The sequence below is a fragment of the Variovorax sp. SRS16 genome (assembly GCF_901827165.1).
GTDB lineage: Bacteria > Pseudomonadota > Gammaproteobacteria > Burkholderiales > Burkholderiaceae_C > Variovorax.
The window spans coordinates 4,195,186-4,220,062 of sequence record NZ_LR594666.1 but is presented as its reverse complement, the minus strand read 5'-3'; the positions used below and the strand labels follow the sequence as shown (position 1 = coordinate 4,220,062).

General features: G+C 68.8%; 16 protein-coding genes. 6 read left to right on the top strand and 10 right to left on the bottom strand.

Going from position 1 to position 24,877, the window contains the following annotated elements; translation table 11 throughout:
* Nucleotides 1-79 precede the first annotated feature (79 nt).
* Nucleotides 80-1,321 (top strand): glycosyltransferase family 4 protein, encoded by a 1,242-nt coding sequence (locus E5P2_RS20435; RefSeq protein ID WP_162568919.1) that lies wholly within the window; start codon nucleotides 80-82, stop codon nucleotides 1,319-1,321.
* A gap of 37 nt (nucleotides 1,322-1,358) precedes the next feature.
* Nucleotides 1,359-2,471: an OpgC domain-containing protein gene (gene opgC, locus E5P2_RS20430; protein WP_162568917.1), complete on the top strand. Its 1,113-nt coding sequence runs from the start codon at nucleotides 1,359-1,361 to the stop codon at nucleotides 2,469-2,471.
* Between the two features lie 6 nt (nucleotides 2,472-2,477).
* Here the strand turns inward: opgC and E5P2_RS20425 are convergent, their stop codons facing one another.
* The 7 genes from E5P2_RS20425 to argH all read right to left on the bottom strand — a co-directional run bounded on the left by E5P2_RS20425 (nucleotide 2,478) and on the right by argH (nucleotide 9,473).
* A complete protein-coding gene (locus tag E5P2_RS20425) occupies nucleotides 2,478-3,212 on the bottom strand; it encodes an SGNH/GDSL hydrolase family protein (RefSeq protein WP_162568916.1) in 735 nt (244 codons plus the stop codon).
* Between the two features lie 2 nt (nucleotides 3,213-3,214).
* Entirely contained in the window at nucleotides 3,215-3,964 is a 750-nt protein-coding gene (locus E5P2_RS20420; RefSeq protein ID WP_162568914.1) for an anti-sigma factor, read from the bottom strand.
* Nucleotides 3,965-3,971: 7 nt separating this feature from the next.
* On the bottom strand, nucleotides 3,972-4,547 hold the full coding sequence (locus tag E5P2_RS20415; RefSeq protein WP_174259886.1) for an RNA polymerase sigma factor: 576 nt from the start codon (nucleotides 4,545-4,547) through the stop codon (nucleotides 3,972-3,974).
* 174 nt (nucleotides 4,548-4,721) lie between these two features.
* Entirely contained in the window at nucleotides 4,722-6,095 is a 1,374-nt protein-coding gene (locus E5P2_RS20410; RefSeq protein ID WP_162568910.1) for a UDP-glucose dehydrogenase family protein, read from the bottom strand.
* Nucleotides 6,096-6,102: 7 nt separating this feature from the next.
* Nucleotides 6,103-7,074 (bottom strand): UDP-glucuronic acid decarboxylase family protein, encoded by a 972-nt coding sequence (locus tag E5P2_RS20405; RefSeq protein WP_162568908.1) that lies wholly within the window; start codon nucleotides 7,072-7,074, stop codon nucleotides 6,103-6,105.
* A 23-nt stretch (nucleotides 7,075-7,097) separates the two neighbouring features.
* Nucleotides 7,098-7,946, bottom strand: a complete 849-nt coding sequence (locus tag E5P2_RS20400; protein WP_162568907.1) for a glycosyltransferase family 2 protein — start codon at nucleotides 7,944-7,946, stop codon at nucleotides 7,098-7,100.
* A 129-nt stretch (nucleotides 7,947-8,075) separates the two neighbouring features.
* Complete coding sequence (gene argH / locus E5P2_RS20395) at nucleotides 8,076-9,473, bottom strand: argininosuccinate lyase (protein ID WP_162568905.1); 1,398 nt, start codon at nucleotides 9,471-9,473, stop codon at nucleotides 8,076-8,078.
* Nucleotides 9,474-9,523: 50 nt separating this feature from the next.
* On the opposite strand from argH, the gene E5P2_RS20390 reads away from it, so the two are divergent.
* Genes E5P2_RS20390 through E5P2_RS20380 form a run of 3 tightly spaced genes read left to right on the top strand, consistent with a single transcriptional unit; the run spans nucleotide 9,524 to nucleotide 12,494 of the window.
* Nucleotides 9,524-10,588, top strand: a complete 1,065-nt coding sequence (locus tag E5P2_RS20390; RefSeq protein WP_443083521.1) for a sensor histidine kinase — start codon at nucleotides 9,524-9,526, stop codon at nucleotides 10,586-10,588.
* On the top strand, nucleotides 10,585-11,334 hold the full coding sequence (locus E5P2_RS20385) for a LytR/AlgR family response regulator transcription factor (protein ID WP_162568901.1): 750 nt from the start codon (nucleotides 10,585-10,587) through the stop codon (nucleotides 11,332-11,334). The genes E5P2_RS20390 and E5P2_RS20385 overlap by 4 nt, the downstream gene beginning before the upstream one ends.
* Nucleotides 11,331-12,494 carry an AI-2E family transporter gene (locus tag E5P2_RS20380; RefSeq protein WP_162568899.1) on the top strand — a complete coding sequence of 388 codons (1,164 nt, stop codon included), beginning with the start codon at nucleotides 11,331-11,333 and terminating at the stop codon, nucleotides 12,492-12,494. Before E5P2_RS20385 ends, E5P2_RS20380 begins: the two co-directional genes overlap by 4 nt.
* 3 nt (nucleotides 12,495-12,497) lie before the next feature.
* Here the strand turns inward: E5P2_RS20380 and E5P2_RS20375 are convergent, their stop codons facing one another.
* From E5P2_RS20375 to ppc, 3 genes are all read right to left on the bottom strand, one after another.
* Nucleotides 12,498-20,660, bottom strand: coding sequence for a GH36-type glycosyl hydrolase domain-containing protein (locus tag E5P2_RS20375; protein ID WP_162568897.1), 8,163 nt, complete (start codon nucleotides 20,658-20,660; stop codon nucleotides 12,498-12,500).
* Complete coding sequence (locus E5P2_RS20370; protein ID WP_162568896.1) at nucleotides 20,657-20,875, bottom strand: hypothetical protein; 219 nt, start codon at nucleotides 20,873-20,875, stop codon at nucleotides 20,657-20,659. The genes E5P2_RS20375 and E5P2_RS20370 overlap by 4 nt, the downstream gene beginning before the upstream one ends.
* Before the next feature lie 151 nt (nucleotides 20,876-21,026).
* Nucleotides 21,027-23,876, bottom strand: a complete 2,850-nt coding sequence (gene ppc / locus E5P2_RS20365; protein WP_162568895.1) for a phosphoenolpyruvate carboxylase — start codon at nucleotides 23,874-23,876, stop codon at nucleotides 21,027-21,029.
* Nucleotides 23,877-24,013: 137 nt separating this feature from the next.
* Between ppc and hemC the strand changes: the two genes are divergently transcribed.
* A complete protein-coding gene (gene hemC / locus E5P2_RS20360) occupies nucleotides 24,014-24,877 on the top strand; it encodes a hydroxymethylbilane synthase (RefSeq protein ID WP_162570578.1) in 864 nt (287 codons plus the stop codon).

The window sequence follows — 24,877 nt, the reverse complement described above, 5'->3', positions numbered from 1 at the left end:
CTCCTTCGGGCTCGCAGCGTAGCGCAACTCGACGCCCAGGCCCGTGATGCGCAGGATCGCTCCACTATGATCGATCGGTATGAAACTCCTGTTCAGCCATCCCGCGGGCAACCAGAACGTCCGCGCGATGCTCGACGCCCTGGACAGGGCGGACATGCTGGCCCGGTTCGCGACCACGCTCGCCGCCTCGACGCACGGCCTGGCGGCGAAGCTGCTGCCGGGCGGGCTTCGCCGGGAGCTCCAGCGGCGGCAGTTCGACCTGCCGCCGGAAAAGATCCTGCAGCATCCGTGGCGCGAAGTCGCGCGCGCGGTCTGCGGCAAGGCCGGCTGGAACCACTGGCTGCGGCACGAGGAAGGCTTCGCCTCGATCGACGGCGTGATCCGCGACTTCGATCGCTTCGTCGCGAAGTCGCTGCCCGGGCTGCACCGTCGGCATCGGCTGGACGCCGTCTATACCTACGAGGACGCCGCGCTCGACACCTTCCGGGCGGCCAGGGCACTGGGCCTGAGGCGCATCTACGACCTGCCGATCTCCTATTGGGAAACGGGCCGCCGGCTGATGCAGGAGGAAATGCAGCGCGTGCCCGAATGGGCCGAGACGCTGGGCGGCGGCATCGCCGACTCGCAGGCCAAGCTGGACCGCAAGACGCAGGAGCTGGAACTGGCCGACCTGGTGGTGGTGCCCAGCCGCTTCGTGGCCGATTCGCTGCCGGCCTGGGCGTCGCAAAAGGCGCAGGTTCTGTCGCCCTTCGGTTCGCCGGTGTCGCGCGGCGGCGCAGCGCGGCCGCCGGACGATCCCGCGCGGGCGCTGCGCGTGCTGTTCGTCGGCTCGATGGGCCAGCGCAAAGGGCTGGCCGACCTGTTCGCGGCCATGCGCCTGCTCAAGGGCGAGAACATCGAGCTGATCGTCATGGGTGCGCCGCAGACCGACCTGGCCTTCTACCGGCGCCAGTACGACGGCTTCACGCACGAAGGAGGCCGGCCGCATGCCGAGGTGCTGGCGCTGATGCGCAGCTGCGACGTGTTCTGCCTGCCTTCGCTCTACGAAGGCCGCGCGCTGGTGATGCAGGAAGCCATGAGCCAAGGGCTGCCGGTGGTCATCACGCCCAACACGGGCGGCGACGATCTGGTGATCGACGGCCGCACCGGCTTCCTGGTGCCGATCCGCGCGCCCGAGGCCATCGCCGAAAAGCTCGCCTGGTTCAATCAGAACCGGCAGGCGCTGCCGGCGATGCGGGAGGCCGCCGTGCAGCACGCCGCCACCTACACCTGGAAGCACTACGGCGATGTCGTGGTCGATGCCATTCGCCAACTCGCCTGACCGCCGAACCGCATCACTGTCCGACGCGCAGGGGTCGATGAAGCGCTACTGGGAAATCGATGCATTGCGCGGGCTCATGCTCGTGCTGATGACGCTCACCCATCTGCCCAGCCGCCTGACCGATCCGATGGGGCAGCCCATCGGCTTCGTCTCGGCGGCCGAAGGCTTCGTGCTGCTGTCGGCCTTCGTGGCCGGGCTGGTCTACAGCCGGCGCGCCTATCGCGAAGGCGTCGACGCGATGCGCCGCGCCTTCTGGCGGCGGGCACTCAAGATCTACCTGTGCCAGGCGGCGACGCTGCTGTTCCTGTTCACGATCATCACGGCGGTCGGACTGCACATCGACCAGCCGGCGGTGAAGAATCTGCTGTCGTACTACCTCGCGCAACCGCACAAGGCCTTCGTCTACTCGCTGCTGCTGGTCTACGAGCCGGCGCTGCTCGACATCCTGCCGATGTACATCTTCTTCATGCTGATGAGCCCTTGGGTGCTGGCCTTCGCGCTGCGCCATGGCTGGACCGGCGTGATGGTGGCGAGCGCGACGCTGTGGGGACTGGCGCAGTTCGGCCTGAGCGAGTGGCTCTACGAACTCGCCGTGCGCTGGCTGGGCCTGCCGGTGCCGTTCCACGAGATGGGCGCGTTCAATGCCTTCGCGTGGCAGTTCCTGTGGTTCGTCGGGCTGTGGATGGGCGCGAGCCGCAACGCGCCCGACGCACGGCCGTTCCGGTTCCCGCGCTGGCTGCTGGCGCTGGCCATGGCCGTGGCCGTCTACGGCATCTGCTGGCGCCATCACGGCATCAATGGCCAGGCACCGTTCGGCGGCGACGTGCAGCGCAACCTGCTGTTCGACAAGTGGCAGCTCGGTCCACTGCGGATCGTCAACCTGGTGGCGCTCGGCATCCTGGTGGTCCGCTTCGGGCCGGGCTTCATGCAGCGCATCCCGCGCCTGCGCTGGCTCGAAGCGATGGGCTCGGCGTCGCTGCCGGTGTTCTGCGCGCACCTGGTGGCGGTGCTGTCGGTGCTGGCCTTCTACGGCGACAGCCAGACGGTGCGGCCCTGGTGGGGCGACGTGCTGCTGCTGGGCTCGGTGTTCATGTGGCTCTATGGCGTCGCGCGGGCCACGCTCTGGTGGGAAGGGCGGGGCAAGGCCTGAGGGCCGCTACCGTGCCGCGGCATCGGCCTGCATCGCGGGCGGCGGCAGATGCGGCCCGATGACCGATTGCCAGAGCCGGTAGCCGTCGTCGTTGAGGTGCAGCATGTCGCTGCGAAAGAGCTCGGGCCGCAGCCGGCCGTCGGCGTCGAGCATCGGCGTGAAGACGTCGATGTATTCGCTGTTGGGCAGGCGGCTCAGGTAGGCCTCGATGATGTGGTTGGTCTCGCGGATCTGCGGCATCAGCTTCTCGCGCGAAGGGCTGGGCTTGACCGAGATGAAGGCGATGCGCGTGTCCGGCAGTTCCGTGCGCACGGTGTTGGCGAAACTGGCGAAGCTTTCGAGCACCTGCATCGGCGTGCGGCCTTCGGCGAGGTCGTTGTCGCCGGCGTACACCAGCACCTCGCGCGGCTGGTAGCGCACCACGAGCTCGTGCGCGAACAGGCTGCAGTCGGCCATGGTGGAGCCGCCGAAGCCGCGGTTGATGACCACCGGCTGCTGGCTGAAGTCCTGCGCCACGTGGGTCCAGAACCGGATGGTGGAGCTGCCGACGAACAGCACGCCGTTCCTGCCGGGCGGGCTCTTCTGGTCGGCGCGCGCGAAGGCGGCGAGCTCGCCCTGCCAGCGGGTCTGGGCTGCGAGGTACGCGGGCGAGGGCGGCGCGTCGGTCGCGGTCTGCGCCTGCGACGCGAACGCCCCCAGCAGCGTCAGCGCCAGCGCGGCCAGACGGATCGCGGTCTTCATCGTCAGAGCGTCTTCTCGATCAGGGGGCCCTTGAAGAGCACCGGTCCGGTCGGACCGCGTTCGCTGGGCACGCCGCCGCGCGGCTCGAGGCTTACTGCCAGCGCCGGCACGGCACGCACGTCGGCTTCCGTGGCCTTGAGCTTCAGGGCCTGTTCATGGGTCAGCACGCCGAGCGAGCGCGGCGCGCCGCCGGGCGGCAGCGCCCAGAGCTGCAGCGACTTGTCGCTGCCTTCCTGGTAGCTGCCGACGCGCTGCAACACCAGCTGGCGGTTCTTGGGGTCGAAGGTCACCAGCATCGAGGCGGCGGCCTTGTCGTCCGACAGCACGGCCACGTACTGCACGGCCGGCGCATGGCGCAGCTGCTCGCTCAGGTTGACGCCGACCACCACGGCCGCGACGGTCGCGAGCGCGCCCGCCGCTGCCGCGCCGCGCCAGAGCGCAAGGCTGCGCAGCCAGCCGCCCTCAGCGCGCTGCGGCGCCGGCGTTTCGCGCTGGCGCGAGAGCGCCTGCTGCTGTTGCTCGGCCTCGATCAGGTTGCGGATGCGCACCCAGACGGCGGCATCGGGCACCACGGTCGGCTGCATCTCGGTCATGCTGGCGAGCCGGCCCTGCCACACCAGCGCGGCCGCGCGCACGGGCGCCTGCTCGCGGGCGATGGATTCGAAGCGGCGCCGCGCGCCGCCGCGCAGCGTGCCGAGCGCATGGCTGGCGGCCAGCAGTTCGAGCAGTCGGGGATGGGCGGACAGGTTCATGCGGTCCTCACGCGAATCGCTGCATGCAGGTGCGGAGCTTCTCCAGGCCGCGCCGGATCCAGGTCTTGACGGTGCCCAGAGGCAGCTTGAGCTGCTGCGCCAGTTCGCTGTGGCTGAGGTCGCGCAGATAGGCCAGGCTCACGACCTCGCGCTGACGTCCCTCGAGCTGGCTCAGGCACTGGTGCAGCGCCCAGGCCTGTTCGCTCGCATCGGCGCTGTCCATCGGATTGGTCGCATCCGATTCGAAAGTCTCGGCCATCACGTCGTCGAATTCCTGCGTGAGCTGCGCCCGGTCGGCCGTGCGCCGGCGCAGCAGGTCGAGCGATCGGCTGCGCACGATCAGGCCCAGCCAGGCCAGCGGCGGGCTGAGCGAGGCGCGGTAGTCGCCGGCCACGCGCCAGATGGTCAGGAAGGATTCCTGCAGCACGTCCTCGGCCCACTCGCGCTGCCGCACGACGCGCATGGCGAGGCCGAAGAGCTTGGGGGAAGTGCGGTCGTAGAGCAGGCGAAGGGCTGCTTCGTCTCGATGGCCAACGCGATCGATCAGCGCCATCAGTTCGGCGTCGGGACTGGGTGCACTCATGCGTGGATTGTCGGACATCGATCGGCATGTTAGCGGTACGGTCCCGGTACCCCGTCGGATTCAAGGCCGGGGTCCTGAATCCGAAGGCCGCGTCTCTGCGCAAGCCTGTATGAGGCCGCAATTCGAAAGCGCCGAGTGGATACCCGGCGGCTCGCGGTGCGCTGCGGCCGGCGTTCAGACGCTGTTGCGCCCGATGCCCTGGTAGACAACGCCCGCTTCCTTCATGGTGGCGGGCTCATAGAGATTGCGCCCGTCGAAGATCACGGGCGACTTCATCAGCGACTTGAGGCGCTCGAGGTTCGGGCTGCGGTAGGCCTTCCACTCGGTGACGATGATCAGCGCATCGGCACCGGCGAGCGCTTCCATCGGATCCTTGCCGGCGACGAAGCTGATGCGGTCGAGCAGCGCCGGCGCATCGGCGAAGTCGAGTTGCAGCACGCGCTTCGTCTCCTCGACCGCGATCGGGTCGTGCGCCACCACGCTGGCGCCCGCACGCACCAGCACGTCGAGCACCACGCGGCTGGGCGCCTCGCGCATGTCGTCGGTGTTCGGCTTGAAGGCCAGGCCCCAGAGCGCGAAGGTGCGGCCGGTGAGATCGTTGCCGAAGCGTGCCAGCACCTTGTTGGTGAGCACGCGTTTCTGCTCGTCGTTGACCGCTTCGACCGACTCGAGCACGCGCAGCGCCTGCCCGTGGTCGCGCGCGGTGCGCGTCAATGCCTGGATGTCCTTCGGAAAGCAGCTGCCGCCGTAGCCCGTGCCGGCATAGAGAAAGCTGTAGCCGATGCGCGGATCGGAGCCGATGCCCTGGCGCACCGCCTCGATGTCGGCGCCGACGCGGTCGGCGAGGTTGGCCAGCTCGTTCATGAAGCTGATGCGGGTGGCCAGCATCGCGTTGGCCGCGTACTTCGCGAACTCGGCGGACTTCACGTCCATCACGCGCGTGCGCTCGTGGTTGCGGTTGAAGGGCGCATAGAGCCGGCGCATCGCGGCCAGCGCCTCGCGGCCGGGCTCGTCGTCGGTGTAGCCGATGACGATGCGGTCCGGGCGCATGAAGTCCTCGACCGCCGCGCCTTCCTTGAGGAATTCGGGATTGCTCACGACCGAGAAGCGCAGGTCGGAACGCCCGCGCTTGTCGAGCTCTTCCTGGATCGCGGCGGTGACGCGTTCGGCGGTGCCCACCGGCACGGTCGACTTGTCGACCACGACCTTGAAGCTTTCCATGGTCCGGCCGATGCTGCGGGCCGCGGCGAGCACGTATTTCAGGTCGGCGCTGCCGTCCTCGTCGGGCGGCGTGCCGACGGCGATGAACTGTATGTCGCCGTGGGCGACGGCGGCTTCGACGTCGGTGGAGAAGGTCAGCCGTTTGGCCGCCGCGTTCGATTCGACGACGTCCTCGAGGCCGGGCTCGTAGATCGGGATGCCGCCCTCGTTGAGGGTCGCGATCTTGCGCGCGTCGAGGTCGAGGCAGAACACGTTGTTGCCGATGTCCGCCAGGCATGCGCCGGTGACAAGCCCGACATAGCCGGTGCCGATGATGGTGATGTTCATGGGAGCGTCAGGCGGTCTTGGGTTCCGACAGGATCTGGTCGAAGTAGGCGATGGTCTTCTTGAGCCCTTCGTCGAGCTGGGTGCGCGGGGCCCAGCCGCCGAGCTCCTTCTGCGCCATCGAGATGTCGGGGCGCCGCTGCTTGGGGTCGTCCGCCGGCAGCGGCATGCGCACCAGCTTGCTCTTGGAGCCGGTGATCTCGATCACCTTGTTGGCCAGCTCCAGCATCGAGAACTCGCCGGGATTGCCGATGTTGATCGGGCCCGGCACCTCGTCGCCGGTGGCCATCATGCGCAGCATGGCCTCGACCAGGTCGTCGACGTAGCAGAAGCTGCGCGTCTGCTGGCCGTCGCCGTAGATGGTGATGTCCTGGCCCTTGAGCGCCTGCACGATGAAGTTCGACACCACGCGGCCGTCGTTCAGGTGCATGCGCGGTCCGAAGGTGTTGAAGATGCGAACCACCTTGATGCGCAGCTTGTGCTGGCGGTGGTAGTCGAAGAACAGCGTCTCGGCGCAGCGCTTGCCCTCGTCGTAGCAGCTGCGGATGCCGATCGGATTGACGCGGCCCCAGTAGGCCTCGACCTGCGGATGGATCTCGGGATCGCCGTAGACCTCGCTGGTGGAGGCCTGAAGGATCTTGGCCCGCACCCGCTTGGCCAGGCCGAGCATGTTGATGGCGCCGTGCACGCTGGTCTTGGTGGTCTGCACCGGGTCGTGCTGGTAGTGGACCGGCGAAGCCGGACAGGCGAGGTTGAAGATCTCGTCCACTTCCACGTAGAGCGGAAAGGTCACGTCGTGACGCATCAGCTCGAAGCGCGGATGGTCGAGCAGGTGCTCGACGTTGTGCTTGGTGCCGGTGAAGAAGTTGTCGACGCACAGGACGTCGTGCCCCTGCTCGATCAGCCGGTCGCACAGATGGCTGCCGAGGAAACCGGCGCCGCCGGTGACGAGCATTCGCTTGGATGCGTTGTATTGCCGCATGGGTGTGGTCACTCCGTAAAAAGTCAGTGAGGGCGTTGCGCGTTCGCGCTGCGCTGTTCGTACATCTTCGCGTCGATCAGCATGCGAAACCACAATGCCTGAAAAAACGCGAAATAGAAGCCTTCCTTGCCGTCCAGAAAGCCAAGCCGAAAGAAGTAGCGGTAGACGAAATAGCTGAGCGCGCGCAGGCCGATCGGCAGCTTGTAGTAGACCTCCTTGATGAAGCGCGTGCGCTCACGGGCATCGCCCGTGAGGCGCGGCTTCAGGACCTCGTCCGGCAAGGCGCTGGGCCCGAGCTTCTCCTTGGCTTCGGCATCGCTCCAGCGATTGTGGCTCGCGATCCAGTCGCTGAGCTGCGCCGAATTCTTGTCATGCATGAAGCCGTCGATGCGGCCCGGCCTCGCAGGGCTGATGAAGTGCTGGTCGTAGAGCCGCGCTTCGCAGCGCCCCTGGCCCGATCGGAAGAGCCTCAGATGCCAGGGATTGACGCCGCTGTGGCGCAGCATCCTGCCCATGAAGTAATCGCGCCGGCGCAGGATGTAGGCGTCGAAGCGCGGCGTGCCGGCCAGCAGGGCCCTGATCTCCTCGACCGCCTGGGCGTCCAGCACCTCGTCGGCGTCCAGGTGCAGCTGCCAGGGGTAGGACTTCTCGACCTGCGCGATCGCCCAGTTGCGCTGGTCGCTGTAGTTGACGAAGGGCCGCTGCACGACGGTGCAGCCCAGTTCCTCGAGGATGGCGGGCGTGTCGTCCGTGGAGTGCGAATCGACCGCGAACACGTGCGGGCTGACCTTCTTCGCCGCGCCCACGGTCTCCCGGATGATCGACGCGGAATTGAAAGTGAGAAGGACGACGACGCAGCTGGGATGTTCCATGGCATTCGGAGCGGATGGCAGGCGCTGTGGAACGGTACGTTCACCGCCGTGCGGCCTGCCAATGAATGCCAAACTTTAGCACTACATTATTACATTTAGGAACAAATCTCGGGGGTAAACCCCGATGCATCAGCCCAATCGTGCACGATGTCGCAGGATTTGTTGCCGAACCTGCGCCGGCGCGGTGCCGCCGAGGATGTTGCGGGCATTGAGCGAGCCGCGCAGGCTCAGCACGTCGTAGACATCTTTCTCGATCTTCGGATGGAAGGTCTGCAGCACGGCCAGCGGCAATTCCGACAAGTCCACCTGGTGGGAAATGGCGGCCTTCACGGCATGAGCCACCGTTTCGTGCGCGTCGCGAAAGGGCAGGCCCTTCTTGACCAGATAGTCGGCCAGGTCGGTCGCGGTGGCATAGCCGCGCAGCGCGGCTTTTTCCATGGTCTCGGGCTTGACGGTGATGCCGCCGACCATCTCGGCAAAGATGCGCAGCGTGTCCTTGAGCGTGTCGACGGTGTCGAACAACGGCTCCTTGTCTTCCTGGTTGTCCTTGTTGTAGGCCAGCGGCTGGCCTTTCATGAGTGTGATCAGCGCCATCAGGTGGCCGACCACGCGGCCGGTCTTGCCGCGCGCGAGTTCGGGTACGTCCGGGTTTTTCTTCTGCGGCATGATCGAGCTGCCCGTGCAGAAGCGGTCGGCGATGTCGATGAAGCCGAAGGCCTGGCTCATCCACAGGACCAGCTCCTCGCTGAGCCGGCTGATGTGCACCATGGCCAGCGAGGCGGCGGCGGTGAATTCGATCGCGAAGTCGCGGTCGCTGACGGCGTCGAGGCTGTTCTGGCACACCTCGTCCATGCCGAGCGTGCGGGCGACCGCCTCGCGGTCGAGCGGGTAGCTGGTGCCGGCGAGCGCGGCGGCGCCGAGCGGCAGACGGTTCACGCGCTTGCGCACGTCGGCCATGCGCTCGGCATCGCGCGCGAACATTTCGACGTAGGCCAGCATGTGGTGGCCGAAGCTCACGGGCTGCGCCACCTGCAGATGGGTGAAGCCCGGCAGGATCACCTGGACGTTCTTCTCGGCGATCTCGATCAGCGCCTTCTGCAGGTCGGTCAGCAGACCGCCGATGAGGTCGATCTCGCCGCGCAACCACAGGCGCACGTCGGTGGCGACCTGGTCGTTGCGGCTGCGGCCGGTGTGCAGCCGCTTGCCGGCATCGCCGATCAGCTGCGTGAGGCGCGCCTCGATGTTCAGGTGCACGTCTTCCAGGTCGAGCTTCCAGTCGAAGCGGCCGGCTTCGATCTCTTCGCGAATCTGCGTCATCCCGCGTTCGATCGCGGCGTGGTCCTGCGTGCCGATGATGCCCTGGGCTGCCAGCATGCCTGCATGCGCCAGAGAACCCTCGATGTCAGCCTGCCACAGCCGCTTGTCGAAGAAGACGCTGGCGGTGTAGCGCTTGACCAGGTCGCTCATCGGCTCGGAGAACAGGGCGGACCAGGCTTCGGATTTCTTGTCGAGTTGGTTTTGGGTCATGGAAGACGGCCTGGGAGGCAATAATGGGTTTGTCACCCGATGTTTCTGTGATGCGCAACCCATCGATTTTATCGGCCACCTCCGCAGCGCCGGCCGGTGTTCGCCCGCGGGTGCTCGCGCGCCAGCCGGCGGCATCGTTCGATGCATGCCAGATCGGGGTGGTGCTGCGGGCCGTGCTCTTCGTCGAGGCGGTGGCGGCGGTCGCCGCCTTGTTTCTTGCGTCGACGCTGGCCGAGTGGCTGTCGCTGACGGCCGTCGTGACGGGCGGCGCCCTGCCTGCGACACTGCTCTGGCTGCTCGCGGCCTGCGGTCTGAAGAAGCCGCTCGGCCGCCTGCCGAGCCAGGCCCAGTACGGTGCCGGCGTGCTGCTCGGCGCGCTGGCCGGGCTCTACGGTTGCGGGCTGCTGCGGCTGACCGGCGTGCTCGGCACCGCGCCGTGGCTCGCGAGCGCGCTGGCCGGCGCGTTGTTCGCCGGCGTGGCCGTCACGGCGCTGGTGCTGCGCGCCCGTGGCCGAACGCCCGCGGCCACCACCGCACGGCTCGAGGAACTGCAGTCGCGCATCCGCCCGCATTTTCTTTTCAACACGCTCAACAGCGCCATCGCACTGGTGCGCGAGGAGCCGGCCAAGGCCGAAGCCATGCTGGAAGACCTCAGCGAGCTGTTCCGCCAGGCGCTGGCCGATCCGGGCGAATCGGTCACCCTGGCCGACGAGATCGGACTGGCCGAGCGCTACCTGGCCATCGAGCAGGTGCGTTTCGGCGAGCGGCTGCGCATTCGCTGGGACCTCGACGCCGCGGCCAGCGACGCGCGTCTGCCGCCGCTGCTGCTGCAGCCGCTGGTCGAGAACGCGGTCAAGCATGGCGTGGAGCCGAGCCCCGACGGCGCCCGGGTCCGCATCCGCACCCAGCGCCGTGGCGGCATGGTGGTGATCGAGGTCGTCAACAGCCTGCCGCCGCTGCGCTGGGCCGATGCGCCGCTGCCGCGCGGCCACGGCATCGCGCTGGCCAACGTGCGCGACCGGCTGCGCCTGCTGCACGACGTGCAGGCGCAGTTCAGCGCCGGCATGGACCAGAAGAACTACCGCGTGCGGATCGCCATCCCCGCCTCCTCATGACTTCACTTCGAACCCTGATCGTCGACGATGAAGCGCTGGCACGGTCGCGCCTGCGCAACCTGCTGGCCGATTGCCGATCGCCGGCGGCCGAAGTGGTGTCGGAGGCCGCGCATGGCGAGGATGCGCTGAAGCAACTGAACGACACGCAGATCGACCTCGTGCTGCTCGACATCCACATGCCGGGCATCGACGGCATCGAACTCGCGCGCAGCCTGCGCAGCCGGCCGGAGGCGCCGGCCATCGTGTTCGTCACCGCGCACGCGGTGCATGCCGTCACGGCCTTCGAGCTGGAGGCCGTCGACTACCTGACCAAACCGGTGCGGGCCGAACGCCTGCAGCAGGCGCTGCAGAAGGCGGAACGCCACCTGAAGGAACGGCGCGCGCCGTCGACGGAAGCGACGCAGGAAGCGCTGGTCATCCAGGACCGCGGCCGCACCGAGCGCGTGCCGCTGGCCGAGGTGCTCTACCTCAAGTCCGAATACAAGTACCTCACCGTGCGGACCGCATCGCGCAGCCACATCCTCGACGGCTCGCTGGCCGAGATCGAGGATCGCTATCCGGCGCGCTTCGTGCGCGTGCATCGCAATGCGCTGGTCGCGCGCGAGGCGATCCGCGCGCTCGAGAAGTACGACGACGGCGAGGACGCCGAAGGCTGGGCGCTGCGGCTCGAGGGCATTCCCGAGCCGGTGGCGGTCTCGCGCCGTCAGCTGAGCGCGGTGCGCGAAGTGCTCAAGGATCCACGATGAACGCGCAGGACAAGGACCCGACCGAACCCGCGATCCCGCAGCGCGAGCCCGATCGCGTGCTGCTGCACATGCCGGTCGACGTGCGCAGCGCATCGCTGGTGGTGCTCGCCGTGCTGGCCACGGTGTTCGTGCTGCAGTGGGCGCAGGCGGTCTTCATTCCCCTGATGGTGAGTCTGATGCTGACCTATGCGCTCGCGCCGCTGGTCGACCGGCTGGAGCGCTGGAAGATCTCGCGCTGGATCGGCGCGGCAGCGGTCCTGATCGCGATCGGCGGCGGGGTGGGCTGGACCGGCTATTCGCTCTACGGGAACGCCACCGCGCTGGTCGATTCGCTGCCCCTCGCGGCGCAGAAGCTGCGGCTCGCGATGCGCAGCGGCAACCGGCCTGCCGATCCCAGCGCGATCGACACGGTGCAGAAGGCGGCGGCGCAACTCGAGCAGGCCGCGCAGGAGAATTCGGAGAAGGTCGCCGCGCGCAAGGGCGTCGCGCGGGTGGTCATCGAGCGGCCGGCCTTCAATGTGCGCGACTACCTGTGGACCGGCACGGTGGGGCTGCTGAACGCGGCCGGGCAGCTCACGCTGATCGCCTTCCTCACCTACTTCTCGCTGGGCTCCGGCGACACCTTCCGCCGCAAGCTGGTCAAGATCACCGGGCCCAGCCTGCAGAAGAAAAAGATCACGGTGCATGTGCTCGACGACATCACCGGCCATATCGAGCGCTACCTGCTGGTGCAGATCTTCTCGAGCGCGCTGATCGGCGTCGCGACCGGGCTGGCCTTCTGGGCGATCGGGCTGGAGAACGCGGCGGTGTGGGGCATCGTGGCGGCCGTGACCAATCTCATTCCGTACATCGGTTCCGTCATCGTGATGGCGGCGGCCGGACTGGTCGCCTTTCTGCAATTCAACAGCATCCAGATGGCCCTGCTGGTGGGCGGCACGTCGCTGGTGATCCACACGCTGGTCGGCAACCTGCTGGTGCCCTATCTCACCAGCCGTTCCAGCCGCATGAATCCCGTCGCGGTGTTCGTCGGCGTGATCTTCTGGGGCTGGCTGTGGGGCATCTGGGGGCTGCTGCTGGGGATTCCGATCATGATGGTCGTCAAGTCCATCTGCGAGCGCGTCGAAGACCTGCAGCCCATCGGAGAGCTGCTCGGGGATTGATCCTCAGCCCACCTGCAGCACGGCCTTGTCCGGCAGGGTGCGCCATACCACCCATTCGCCGATGCCCGCATGGTGCGTCGGCGGCGTCACTGCGGCGCCATGCCGGATCGTCAGTTCGCGGCCGGCCAGCTTCAGCGTGATCTCGAAGCCCGGCCAGTGCGCCGGCACGCGCGGCGTCAGCGAGAGGCGCTCGCCGCGCACCGTCAGGCCGAGCAGGGTCTCGATGGCGGCGCGATGCATCCAGGCGGCCGAGCCGGTGTACCAGCTCCAGCCGCCGCGCCCGACATACGGTGCGGCGCCATACACGTCGCCCGCCATCACGTAGGGCTCGATCTCGTAGGCCGGCCCACGCACCGCATCGCGCGCGCGATGCGCGGGGCTCAGGCCTTCGAAGCTCTGCCACGCGCCCTCGATGTCGCCATGCAGCGCCTGCGCCATCAGGCCCCACACCGCGGCATGCGAATACTGGCCGCCGTTCTCGCGCACGCCCGGCGGGTAGGCCTGGATGTAGCCCGGGTTGTTGGACGAGTGGGCCAGCGGCGGATGCAGCAGGCGCAACAGGCCGGCGGGCTCGTCGTGCAGCTGCTGCTTCATCGAGGCCAGCGCCGGCGTCGTGTGCGCGTCGTCCGAAGCGCCCGAAAGCACCGACCAGGCCTGCGCGATCAGGTCGATGCGGCACTCGTCGTTGGCCGACGAGCCGAGCGGCGCGCCGTTGTCGAAGAAGGCGCGGCGGAACCACGCACCGTCCCAGCCGGCAGCGTGCAGCGCCGCGATCCAGCCCTTGCGCGCCGACTGCCAGCGCTGGGCGCGTTCGCGCTCGCCGCGCACTTCGGCGATCGGGGCGAAGCGCTCGACCACGCTGCACAGGAACCACGCGAGCCAGACCGATTCGCCGCGGCCTTCGTTGCCGACGCGGTTCATGCCGTCGTTCCAGTCGCCGGTGCCCATCAGCGGCAGGCCGTGCGCGCCGGTCGCGAGGCTGCGATCGATGGCGCGCGCGCCATGTTCGTACACGGTGGCGGTGCGGCCGCTGATTTGCGGCGCGTAGTAGGCGTCCTCGGCGCCAGCGGGAATCGCGGGGCCTTCGATGAAAGGCACGACCTCGTCGAGCACCGATCGGTCACCGCTCACCTCGACATAGTGCGACGACGCGTAGGGCAGCCACAGCAGATCGTCGGAGAAATGCGTGCGCACGCCGTTGCCGCCGGGCATGTGCCACCAGTGCTGCACATCGCCTTCGGGAAACTGGCGCGCCGCATTGACGAGGATCTGCTCGCGCAGCCGTGCCGGGTCGGTGAGCGCGAAGGCCATCGCGTCCTGCAATTGATCGCGAAAGCCGAAGGCGCCGCCGGCCTGGTAGAAGCCGGCCTTGGACCAGAGCCTGCAGGCCAGCGTCTGGTAGACGAGCCAGCGGTTCACCAGCGCATCGAAGAGCGGATCGGGCGTGCGCACCTGCAGACGGCCGAGCAGTTCGTCCCAGAAGCCGCGCGCCTGTGCCAGCGCCTGCGGCACGTCGCGCTGCTGCCAGCGGCGCGCCAGCTGCATCGCGGCTTCGGCATCGTCCGCATGGCCCAGCATGAAGGCGAAGCTGGCGCTCTCGCCGGGCGCGAGCGCGAGTTCGCCGGCCACGGCGGCGCAGGCATCGAGGCCGCTGCCGGCGCGCTGCAGCAGCAGCTCGGGCCATTCGATCGCGCCGCGGCCGGAGAAAAATTCGCTGCGGTCGCAGGTCCATTGCGTCGCGCCCTTCAGGCCCGCGAGCATCACGAAGGCCGTGCTGCCGCCGAAGCCGGCGCTCGACTCGCGCTGCTGGCCGAACGCCGCCGGCAGGTCTTCGGGCTTCCACGTGTGCACGGTGCGGCGTTCGCCGCGGGCCGCGCCGAGCTGCCACTCGACCATCGCCAGCGCGCGCAGGCGGCGTGGGCCCGTGCCCTGATTGCGGACCTTCACTTGCACCAGCTTCATGCGCTCGTCGCGATCGGCGAAGAAGGTGGTCTCCAGCATCATGCTGCCGTGCCGGCATTCGAAGACCGTGTAGCCTTGGCCATGGCGCACGCGGTGCGTGTCCGCGCCTGTGCCGCCGCGGCCGGCCGGCGTCAGCGGCAGCAGCTCGCGCGAGTCGAGGTCCTGCAGCAGGTAGTGCTCGAAGGCCGGGTCCTGCACCGGATCGTTGGACCATGGTGTCAACTGGTGCAGGCGGCTGTTCGCCGCCCAGGTGTAGCCGGTGCCGGATTCGGAAATCTGGAAGCCGAAGGACGCGTTGGCGGCGATCACGTTGATCCAGGGCCTGGCGGTGCGGCGGCTCAGGTCCACCTCGAAACGGAACTCGCCGCTGTCGGCATCGAAGTCGCCCTGCGGTGCCGTCACCGGCCCGGCCGCCTGCGCCGCGGACGGCAGCACCGAGAGCGCGACGCGCGGCCCGATCTCGTCATCCGTCGGACCGGTGGCGGCGTCCCGCAGCGCTGCCACCTGCACTTCGAGCGCCCGCCCGTCCGCGGTGAAGACCGCGCGGGCCAGGCTCGACAGCGCTGCCTTCTCCGAGGGTGCGACTTCCTGATCGCGCAGCAGATAGAAGCCGGCCGCATCGTTGCGCGGGAAACTGTTCTGGGTCTGGTTCGCCACCCGGTCGCGCAGGGCTTCGATCTCGCGCTGCAGCGGCATCAGGTAGGAGTTGGGCTCGCCGTTGAGCACCACCAGGTCGCAGGCCACGCCGCCGAAGCCCCACCACGGCTGCGCGCGCAGCAGGGTGTCGACCAGCCCCTTGCCGGCCAGCGAATGGATGTAGACCAGCACGATCGGCTTGTCGCCCGAAATGCCGAAGCGCCAGATCTGCCGCAGGTCGATCAGGCCGCGGTCCTTCATCACGCGCGGCGTGGTGTAAGTGAGGATGGTGGTCAGGTCCTGCAGCGCCAGGTTCTTGGCCGGGTCGATGCTGAGGTCGCGCAGGCGCACCTGTGCGAGCGTGGCCGCCATGCGCATTGCGCGCTCGACGTGCATCGGCTGCAGGTAGCGGTCGATGCAGGGCATCAGGTCGTCGATGTTGTCGTCGGCCGCGGTCGCGAAGGTCACGCGCGCGGTGGCGCCGGGCGCGATCGAGAGACGCACCCGCAGCGAGGCGATCGGATCGAGCCCGGTCACCGGCGTGCCGTCGGCGGCCATCGGTTGCGCATCGAGCGCCGGCGCGGCGAGCGAGCGGTTGCGGCCGACGAAGGCGCGCCGGTCGACCATGCAGTCGACCGACAGCACCTCTGCATCGGCCGAGGCGACGAAATGCGCCGCGGCCACCACCGGATCGCCATGCAGCCGCGGCTTGCGCCACATCAGCAGCGCGCGCCAGCCGGGCTCCCAGCGCGACTTGATGAACATGTTGGCGAAGGCCGGATGCGACTCGTCGGCCTTCGGATTCGACAGCACGGGCTCGAAGTACGAGATGAGCTCCAGCGTGCGCGTCTCGCTGCCGCTGTTGTGCAGCGCGACGGTGCGCAGCTCGGTGTCGTCTTCCGGGCTGATGAGCACGGTGGTGCGCGCCTGCAGCTCGGGTCCGCTGGCGTCGAACTGCACCTGGTCGGCCAGGAAGCGGGCCCGGTAGCGCCAGCCCTCGCCCGGCGCGGGCAGCGCGGTCAGCGAGGTGAGCGCGCCGCTCTGCACGTCGCGCACGTAGAGGAAGGTGCCGTAGCCGTCGCGCAGCGGATCGTCGCGCCAGCGGCTGATGTTGAAGGCGCGCCAGCGGCTCACGCCCGCACCGTTGGCGCGCAGCGCGACGGTGTAGCTGCCGTTCGACAGCAAGTGCGTGGGCTGGAAGGCCGGCGCCATCGGATCGACCACGCGCGGCTGGAACACGGGCGCCGCCTCGCCGGTGGCCGGCTCGGGCGGCGTGCGCGGATCGGCGCTGCCGATGATCTGGCGCGGCGTGCGCTCGTGCAGCAGCGCGTCGTGCGCCTGCACCAATGGCGAGCTGCCGAACCAGCGGCGCGGCGCGTCGTCGCAGACCGCGTTGCACAGCGCCACCAGCGACATGCCGTGGTGATGCGCCATCACGTTGCGCACCACGGTGAAGGGCTGGCCCTCCGGTTGGCGCGAGACGGTGAAATCGATCGCGTCGAAGAAACCGAAGTCGCCGCGCGCGCCGAGCGATTCGAGCAGCTTCAGGTTGATCACCGCATCGTCGGGCGCCAGCAGCGTCGCCATCGCGGTGGCGTAGGGCGCGACCACGCGGTCGGTCGGCGGCGTGCGGCGCAGGGCCAGTCGCGGCACGCCGAAGGGCGAGTACTGGTAGGCGAGCGAATGGTCGCGTGCGAAATAGGCCGACTCGGAGACGCCCCAAGGCAGATCCTGCACGGTGGCGAAGGCCTGCTGCTCGATGATCGCGGCCAGGTTCGCGACCTGCAGCAAACCGCCTTCGGGCTCGGCCATCACCAGCGCCGGCATCAGGTACTCGAACATCGAACCCGACCAGGACTTGAGCCCCGGCTTCACGCCCACGGACAGGAAGGGCCGCCCCAGCGCCATCCAGTGGCGCAGCGGCACGTCGCCCTTGGCGATCGCAAGGAAGCTCAGCAGGCGCGATTCCGAAGCGAGCAGGTCGTAGTAGCTCGCGTCGAGCACGTTGTCCTCGACCCGCAGGCCGATGTGGAAGAGGTGGCGCTTGGCGTCGTAGAGGCCGCGGAAATCCATGCCGGCGCACAAGGCCTCGCAGCGCCGCGCGAGGGTTTCGAGCGCCGTGCCCGGCGGGCTTTCGGCATCGAAGTCGCGGCAGGCCTGTGCCACCGCGACCAGGTGGCCGGCCAGGTTGCCGCTGTCGACGCTGGACACATAGGCCGGCGGCAGCATCTTGAGCGACTGCGTGTCGTACCAGTTGAAGAGATGGCCCTGGTGCTTGTCGAGGCGGTCGACGGTGTCGAGCGTGGCCGTGAGCCGCGCGGCGAGCGCGTGCGTGTCGATCCATCCGAACTCGCGCGCGCAGCAGCACGCCAGCAGGTACATGCCGATGTTGGTGGGCGAGGTGCGGTGCGCGACCGTGGGCTCGGGCTCGAGCTGCAGGTTGTCGGGCGGCAGGTGGTTGTCCTCCGGGCCGACGACATGCTCGAAGAAATGCCAGGTGTCGCGCGCGACCTGCTCGAGATAGGCGCGATGGCCGGGGTCGAGCGCGCCCTCGGTCGCGGCCGGCACGCGGCTGCTCCACCAGGCGACGAAGGGCGACAGCGCCCAGAGCAGGAAGAGAAGAGCGCCGACCCAGGGATGCGGGCTCAACGACGCAGCCAGCGCCAGCAGCACGCAGAGGCCGCTCGTGAGCGCGCCGCGGCGGATGAAGGGCGCCAGCTCGTACCGGGCCTTCGCCTGCGCTTCGGCGGCGGTCGTCCATTCCAGCAGATGCCGGCGGCTCACCGCCAGCCGCCATGCGGCGCGCGCCGTGGCGTCGAGCAGCTGCCGCGTCTGGGCGGCAAGCCGCACGAAACGCCATGCGGCGCCGGCGAGCGCACGCAGCAGCTCGGTCGAGCCGACATCGAAGAAGTGGCGCAGTTCGATCGAGCGCCGGGTCGGCACCAGTCCCGCGAGCGCGCCGAGCAGCGGCCCCAGCACGAGCGCCGCGGCGACGGCGGCGAAGGCCCAGGGCAGCGGAAACGAATCCGTGAAGACCACCCAGGCCAGCAGCGCGGTCGATGCCGGCACCACCATGGCGCGGCGCAGGTTGTCGCCCATCTTCCAGAGGCCCAGCGCATCGATGCCGTAGCGCCGCGCGCGCAGCATCAACGGCAGCAGCTGCCAGTCGCCGCGTGTCCATCGGTGCACGCGCGACGCGGCGACGCCGGCATGGTGCGGATGGTCCTCGATCAGCACCAGGTCGCTCACCACGGCGCAGCGCGCGACCGTGCCTTCGAGCAGGTCGTGGCTGAGCACCGCGCCATCGGGCAGGCGGCGGTCGAGCGTCGCGTGGACGGCCTCCACGTTGAGCAGGCCCTTGCCGGTGAAGGAGCCGGTGCCGAACACGTCCTGGTAGATGTCGGACGCGCTGCTGCTGTAGGGGTCGAATCCGCACTGGCCCGCGAACAGCCAGTGGAAGAACGAGCGTTCGCTGCGTTGCGGAAAGGGGGTGGCGATGCGCGGCTGAAAGATGCCGAAGCCCGCGACCACGCGGCGGCTGGCGGCGTCGATCTGCGGTGCATTCAGCGGGTGGGCTGCCACGGCGACGAGCTCGCGCAGCGCGCCCGGCGGCAGGCCGGTATCGCCGTCGAGCGTCATCACGTAAGGGATGCGCGCAGCCAGGCGCAGGCCCGGCGCCATCGGAAGAAATCCGCTCGCGTCGCCCGCGGCCAGCAGGCGCAGCAGCATTTCGATCTTGCCGCGCTTGCGTTCCCATCCCATCCACCGCTGCTCGGTCTCGGACCAGGTCCGCGGACGGTGCAGCAGCACGAAGCGCGGGGTCGCGGCATCGGATGCCGGATAGGTCTGGTTGAGCACGGCGATGCGTTGCAGCGCATCGTCGAGCAAGGCCGCGTCGCCGGGCATCGATGCCAGCCGTGCATCGGCCCAGTCGGTCAGCAGCGCGAACTGCGCATGGTCTTCGCGGTTGGCCAGCCAGTGCAGCTCGAGGCGGTGCACGAGCTCGGCATTGGCCTCGACCGAACTCAGGAACGAGGGAATGACGACCAGGACGCGATGGGCTTGCGGAATGCCGGCCGCGAACTCGAGCCGAGGCAGTCGCCGCACGCGCACCGACTCGGCGACGATGCGGTGCACCAGCGCCATCACCGCTTCGGACAGCGGCCAGGCAACCAGGAACAGCGCGACCACCGCAGTCCATCGCGCATCGGGCCAGCCGTTGCGGTCGAGGCCGTGCACGGCGGCCACCAGCAGCAGCGCGGTGCTGGCGACGATGACGAAGGCATAGAGCGGCAGGCGCCAGTCGCGCGCGGCGCCGGCACGGGGCAGCGCGGCCGCCTTCGCGCCGCGTCGCGGATTCAGCGCCGCGGCCAGCGCCGGGCGTCCCTGCCCGAAGAGGTAGTAGCCCGCGGTGCGTTCGGCGCGCGACCAGCGGGTTTCGTCGTCTTCCTCGGCCGGTGCGAGACTGGCCGCGTCGAGCGCCAGACGCACCACGGTCTGCGCGACCTCGCGCTCCGGCTGGCGGCTGGTGCGCGCGATCTGTTCCATCGCGTGGGTGATCTGCTGGCGCGTGAGTTCGCTTTCGCGGCCGAAGCTCGGCAGTTCGCGCAGCACGCGCAGCGAGCGGCTGACCGGCTCGATCAGGTCGGCCCATTCGACCTGCCCGACCATGCGCAGGGTCGTGATGATGTTGCCGACGGTGAGGTTGGCCGCGGCCTGCGCGGTCTGCGCATCGCCGATCAATGCGGGGCCGTTCGGGCAGTGCTGCTCGGTCCACTTCACCAGGGGCGCGACCTTTTCGTCGTGCTCGACGGGCACGCGCTGCCACAGCTGCGTGAGGTAGCTTTCCTGCATGCCGCGGCTCTGGAGCGCGCGGTAGAGCACGTCGAGGTCCTGCGTCGACAGCGTTTCGGCCGCGTCCCAGACCGCATGCGCGACTTCGCGCGCCACCTTGCTCTCGGCGATGCTTTCGGCCACGCGCCGCAGGTTCTCGAGCAGCACGACGCGCAAGGTCGTCGGCAGCGCCCACAGCTCGCCGAGCGTGAGTTCGTCGATGTCCTGGTAGGCATTGAGGAAGGCGGTGAACAGCTCCTTGTTCAGCACGCTGTCCGTGTGCGCGACGTAGGCCCACGCGATGCCGTAGACGCGCGGCAGCCCTGCCAGCGGCGGCGCGGCGAGCTTGGGCAGTCGCGCGTAATAGCTGCGCGGCACGCCTTCGCGGATCTGCTGCAGCTGCGCTTCGACGAGGTGGAAGTTGTCGAGCAGCCACTCGGCTGCCGGCGCGACGTAGCGGCCGCTGCGGGAGGTGAGCGCGATGTAGTCGAAGGCCTGGCGCAGCGACTCGAGGTTCTTGTCGACGCGCGGAAAGAAAGGCGTGGCGTCGCCGCGCGAGGCCTCGCTCTGAATGGCCTGGGCACGCGCCAGGCTATGGCCATGCTGTTCGAAGCGCTGGGCGCCGAACAGCTCGGCCCGGATGGGAGGCTCGACCGGCTCGTGGGGGCCGAGGAGAAGCTTGCGCGCGTACTGTGTGAGCGAATCGAGCCGGTCGACGACCGCCGCGGCGCTCAAGCGATTGCGAACAGTCCGATGCCGAGCACCACGGCCACGCAGGCCATGGTCACGATGCGGCCGGCGGCGACCGAGCGCACCCGTTGCAAATGGCTCCTGACGGAAAACCACCGGCCCTGTGCGCTGGCGCAATGTCGCATGTGGGAGGCAAGCGCTTCGAAATCGCCGGTGACGAAGTCGATGTGGGAATGGGCAAGCGATTGCGGGGAAGACATGGCGGGATTCCTGTGAACGACCTTTGAAGCCGCCGCGCGATTGCGAGAGCTGAGAACGTGGAGGACAGGGTACTCCCTATCCAGCCGGCCCCCCGTCGCCTTCGCCGCCTGTTCACGTAGGAGAGCGCGCACAACGTGCGCGCGCCGCGCGTCAACCGGTGTTGCGCAGCCCGGCCGCGACGCCGTTGATGGACATGTGGATGCCGCGCTGCAGCCGATCCTCGTCCTGTCCGGCACGGTAGCGCCGCATCAGCTCGACCTGCAGATGGTGCAACGGATCGATGTACGGGAAGCGGTAGCGGATCGAGCGCTGCATGTCGGCGTTGCCTTCCAGGCGCTGCTTGGCGCCTGTGATCAGCGTCAGCGCATCGGAGGTGCGATGCCATTCGGCCTCGATCATCGCGAACACCTTCTGGCGCAGCTTGCGGTCGGCCACCAGTTCCGCGTAGCGCGAGGCCAGCGCGAGGTCGCTCTTGGCGAGCACCATGTCCATGTTCGACAGCAGTGTGCGGAAGAAGGGCCACTGCGCATACATGCGCTGCAACAGGGCCTGGCGTTCCTTGCGCGCCGCAGCGCTGCCGTCCGTGGCCAGGAAGCTTTCGATCGCGGACCCGAAGCCGTACCAGCCGGGCAGCGTGAGACGGCACTGCCCCCAGCTGAAACTCCAGGGGACGGCACGCAGGTCGTCGATGCTCCGGCTCGGGTTGCGCGAGGCAGGCCGCGAACCGATGTTGAGTTCGGCGATCTCGCGGATCGGCGTCGCGCTGAAGAAGTAGTCGCCGAAGCCGGGCGTCTCGTAGACCAGCGCGCGGTAGGCCGCCATGCTGGCGGCAGAGAGTTCGGCCGCGGCGGCGGTGAAGGTGGCCGGCGCGGCCTTGGTCGCCGGCAAAAGCGTGGCTTCGAGCGTGGCAGCGACCAGCGTCTCGAGATTGCGCCGGCCGATCTCGCGGTTGGCGTATTTGGAGCCGATGACTTCGCCCTGCTCGGTGAGGCGGATTTGTCCGCGCACCGTGCCCGGCGGCTGCGCGAGGATGGCCTGGTAGCTCGGGCCGCCGCCGCGACCGACGGTGCCGCCGCGGCCGTGGAACATGCGCAGGCGGATCGGCACGCCGGATTGCGCGTTGAGCTCATCGAACATCGCCACCAGCGCCAGGCCGGCGCGGTAGAGTTCCCAGTTGCTGGTGAAGATGCCGCCGTCCTTGTTGCTGTCGCTGTAGCCGAGCATCACGTCCTGCTCCGCACCCGAGCGCTGCAGCAGCGCATGGATGCCGGGCAGCGCATAGAAGGCCCGCATGATCGGCGCCGCGTTGCGCAGATCCTCGATGGTCTCGAACAGCGGCACCACGATCAGGTCGGCCGTGGCGTTGTGCTCGAGCGTGCCGCGCAGGAGGCCGACTTCCTTCTGCAGCAGCAGCGCTTCCAGCAGATCGCTGACGGTTTCGGTGTGGCTGATGATGTAGTGGCGGATGGCCGCCGCGCCGTAGCGCGCACGGGCGGTGCGCGCGGCAGCGAAGATCGCGAGTTCGCTCTGCGCCAGCGGCGAGTAGCCGGCATCCGGCACGCGCAGCGGCCGCGCGTCGTCGAGCAGGCGCAGCAGCAGCGTCTGCTTGGCGTCCTCGGCCAGCGCCGCGTAATCAGGTTCGATGCGGGCGGTGGCGAGCAGTTCGGCCACCACGGCCTCGTGCTTGTCCGAGCTCTGCCGCAGGTCGACGGTGGCGAGGTGGAAGCCGAACACCTCGACCGCGCGGATCAGCGGGCCGAGGCGCGGCGTGACCAGCACCGCGCCGTGCTTGTCGGCGAGCGACTCCTCGATGGTAAGCAGGTCGGCGAGGAATTCTTCGGCATGGACATAGGGGTTCTGCGGTGCGACGGCGTGGCGCGCGGCCTCGCCGCCGGTGAGCTCGCGCAGCGTGGCCGCCAGCCGCGCGTAGATGCCGGTCAGCGCGCGGCGGTAGGGCTCGTCGACGCGGTGCTCGTTCTTGTCCGGCGAGCGCTCGGCCAGCGCCTGCATCTCGACCGAGACGTCGATCAGCGTGGCCGACAGCGACAGCTCGCCGCCGAGGTAATGGACCTCGGTCAGGTAGTGGCGCAGCACCAGTTCGGCCTGGCGGCGCAGCGCGTAGTTGAGCGTGTCGGCGGTCACGTTCGGGTTGCCGTCGCGGTCGCCACCGATCCATTGGCCCATGCGCAGGAAGGATGCGACCGAAGGCGCCGTGCCGTTCTGGCCGAGCGCTTTTTCGAGGTCGGCATAGACGCGCGGAATCTCGCGCAGGAAGGTGGCTTCGTAATAGCTCAGCGCATTCTCGATTTCGTCGGCGACGGTGAGCTTGGAAAAGCGCAAGAGCCGCGTCTGCCAGAGTTGCGTGACGCGCGTGCGCATCTGCGTTTCGTTGTCCGCATATTCCAGTGGCGTCAGCGCGTCCTTGCCGCCCGCGAAGGCCTGCTGGCGCCACTGGATTTCATCGCGTGCCGCGAGCAGCTGCGCGATGGCGCGCTCGGCATCGAGGATGCTCTTGCGCTGGACCTCGGTCGGGTGCGCGGTGAGCACCGGCGACACGTAGCTGTGCGCGAGCGACTCGACCACGGCCTCTTGCGTGATGCCCGCCTTGCGGATGCGCGCGAGCGCGGTCTGCAGGCTGCCCTCGGCGCTCTCGCCGCCGCGCTCGGCCTCGGTGCGGCGACGGATCTGGTGGCGGTCCTCGGCCAGGTTGGCCAGGTGGCTGAAGTAGGTGAAGGCGCGGATCACGCGCACCGTCTCGGCGGCGCTCAGGCCCTTGAGCAGCGTCTTGAGCGCGCGATCGGCAGCGTGGTCGGCATCGCGGCGGAACGCGACCGAGAGGGTGCGGATCTTTTCGACCAGCGCATAGGTGTCCTCGCCCTCCTGCTCGCGGATCACATCGCCGAGGATGCGGCCGAGCAGGCGAATGTCGTCGATCAGCGGCTGGTCTTCGCTGTGCCGCCGCTTCGACACGGCGGGTGCGGGGCTCGTCTTCTTCTTCATTCGAAACTTCTCCTCGTCGGGGTGAGCGGTGGCATCGTTGCTGCGCCGCAGCATGCTAGCATCCCTCAGCTTCTCTTCATCATTGGAAAACGGCTGTGAGCAACATCGTGATCGCCACGCGCGAAAGCCGCCTGGCCATGTGGCAGGCCGAGCACGTCAAGGCGCTGCTGCAGCAACAGGGTCACGGGGTCCGTCTGCTCGGCATGACCACGCAGGGCGATCAGATCCTCGACCGTTCGCTCAGCAAGGTCGGCGGCAAGGGCCTGTTCGTCAAGGAGCTCGAACTCGCGCTCGAGCAGGGACACGCCGACATCGCGGTCCATTCGCTCAAGGACGTGCCGATGGACCTGCCCGAGGGCTTCGCGCTGGCCTGCGTGCTGGAACGCGAGGATCCGCGCGATGCACTCGTCTCGCCGCGCTACGCATCGCTCGACGAATTGCCGCAAGGCGCCGTGGTGGGCACGTCGAGTCTGCGCCGCGTGGTGCTGCTGCGCGCGCTGCGGCCGGATCTGCGCATCGAACCCTTGCGCGGCAATCTCGACACGCGGCTGCGCAAGCTCGACGAGGGACATTACGACGCGATCGTGCTGGCCGTCGCAGGGCTCAAGCGGCTTGGTCTCGAAAGCCGCATCCGCATGGCCTTCGAGCCGGATGTGATGTTGCCCGCGGCAGGGCAGGGCGCGCTCGGCATCGAGGTGCGTGCGGACCGCCATGACCTGATCGCGTCGCTGCAGCCGCTCTCGCACCGGGCCGATGGATTGGCCACCGCAGCCGAGCGTGCCGTCAGCCGTGCCATGGGCGGCAGTTGCTCGATGCCGCTGGCGGCGCATGCGCGCTGGGAGCCCGACGGCCGCCTGCGCATCGACGCGGCCTGGGGCGATCCCGAAGGCGCGACCCCGCTGGTGCGAGCGCACTCGGTGGCGGCCGCAGCCGATCTCGCAGAGGCCGCCGCGCTCGGCGAGGATGCTGCGAGGATGCTGCGCGCTGCCGGTGCGCACTGA